We start from the raw sequence: 1,774 nt of genomic DNA, 5'->3' as shown, positions 1-1,774 counted from the left end.
CTACAGTACAGATAATTTCGTCAAATTTATCATAAACGTAATTCAGCGAAATTTGGCATTTCTGCCCTTCAACGCGGCAAACGGCGTCACAGTTAAAAACAGACGCGTCTTTTTTTTGCTTTTGTAATGATAGTGATATGTTCCCAAAGTCAAATAAGTCAAACAATTTTAGTTTGGTAAGCTGTTCGGCATTTTTCTTAAAAAAACTTTCCGAAGCCGTATTGCAGAGCATAATATTACCCGTATCATCAAGAATAAGCACCGGAAGTTTTACGGCCGTATAAACATAAGCGGCAAGGTTGGAGATATTAAAACTAAAATTGTTATATTGGTTGGCATAATGATTGCAAATGAATATTAGCGCCATTAAACTGATATAGGGTATGAATCCTATAATAATTAAGTCTGGCATTATCACAAGGACAATAAGCGAGATAAGTGAGATTAAGGAAGTTATTGATATCGCTTTTGCCTGTACGCGATCACGTTTCAGCGAAGCTATTTTTATCCATTTATACTGAAGAAAAACAAGGCAGCCTAAGGTAATAATAACAATCAAGGTGATCAATGTGTTAAACCAATAGGAAGATAAAATGCTCATTGCGTCAGCAAATGCAATAAAAATAACGAATATCGAAATAATGGACAGGGCATTGGCGGAGAGCAAGGTAAGCTGAAGTATCTTTATTCTTTTGGATTTTATTCCTGAAAGATTCAGTATAAATGCGAAAAGAAACGGAACAATCATGATTTTTACCGGTGTTAAAATAAGGTTTAGGTTTTTAATAATAATGAGGCTTGATTCACTTAAATCAGAGACTTCTGAAAGAGTTATATAATACAGCAAGCTGTTGTTAAAAGTGGAAATTGCAAATACAGTACAAATGGCAAAAAAGTACCAGTTCAAAGTACTGAGCTGGTTTTTCCCCGCAATTTGAAATATGCCTAGAAAAAATACGATGAAGGAAATAACTAAATATATTAACGTAAAAATCAACGACTATTTCTCCTTTAATTAATAGAATATACGCTAATTTTCATGAAATAGTGATAATTAGTCCTTCAATATAATTCGCGATAATATTTCAGGATCCGGCGACAATGGTATGCCTGTTATAGCATAACAGCAAAGCCCCTGTATCGCCGCCCAATAAACACTAGCAAGCTGCATAGGATCGCCTGTAACAGCCGAACCTTCAGCCTGTCCTTGGTAAATTATCCGCGTAAGGGTTTCAATAGGATTTGGCATATCCGCCGTAAACAGATCTGTATCCGGCATCTTATAATCGCTCATACTCACTTGAATTATGAACATAAAGTAATCTATTCCGATATTGTTGTTCGACAGCATTTCACACATCATGGCGGTTATTTGCTTTATTTTTACGGCGGCGCTGCTGTCCCTCCCGGCGATTTCTTTTAAACTTTTACCGGAAATAACGACGGCCTGTTGTATTAATTCGGCAATCATCTCTTCTTTGGACGGATAATGAGCGGAAATTATCTCTTTGCTCAAGGCGGCTTTTTTTGCGATTTCATCAACCGTTACCGATAAACCTTTCCTTGCAAACAACGACAACGCCGCCGCTTTTATCTTTTGCCGGGCGGTTTCACTCATATCATCAATTGTTTTTTTTGTACGTGGCATGGTATTTAATAATAATAAATAAAACATTTATTGTCAATACCTTCTTTGCATATCAGGAGGTTTCACTAAAATTTCTACGCTTTATTTTTATAACTCTTTTATTCAATAATTCAACCATTATTATAT

The 1,774-nt window shown here is 35.7% G+C and carries 2 protein-coding genes; both read right to left on the bottom strand.

All coding sequences use genetic code 11. The annotated features are described in order from the left end of the window. Nucleotides 1–997 (bottom strand): hypothetical protein (locus tag ACYVRH_RS12360; RefSeq protein WP_461257204.1); only part of this gene is annotated, 997 nt, incomplete at its 3' end. A gap of 57 nt (nucleotides 998–1,054) precedes the next feature. Further along, on the bottom strand, nucleotides 1,055–1,675 hold the full coding sequence (locus ACYVRH_RS12355) for a TetR/AcrR family transcriptional regulator (protein ID WP_461257203.1): 621 nt from the start codon (nucleotides 1,673–1,675) through the stop codon (nucleotides 1,055–1,057). Nucleotides 1,676–1,774 lie beyond the last annotated feature (99 nt).

This window comes from Treponema sp. R80B11-R83G3 (assembly GCF_054786115.1).
The sequence above is the reverse complement of the archived record's forward strand: the minus strand, read 5'-3'. Positions and strand labels throughout refer to the sequence as shown.

Excerpts from the sequence above, each read along its gene's own strand:
- ACYVRH_RS12355 (WP_461257203.1), bottom strand. The coding sequence starts at position 1,675 with ATGTTTTATTTATTATTATTAAATACCATGCCACGTACAAAAAAAACA.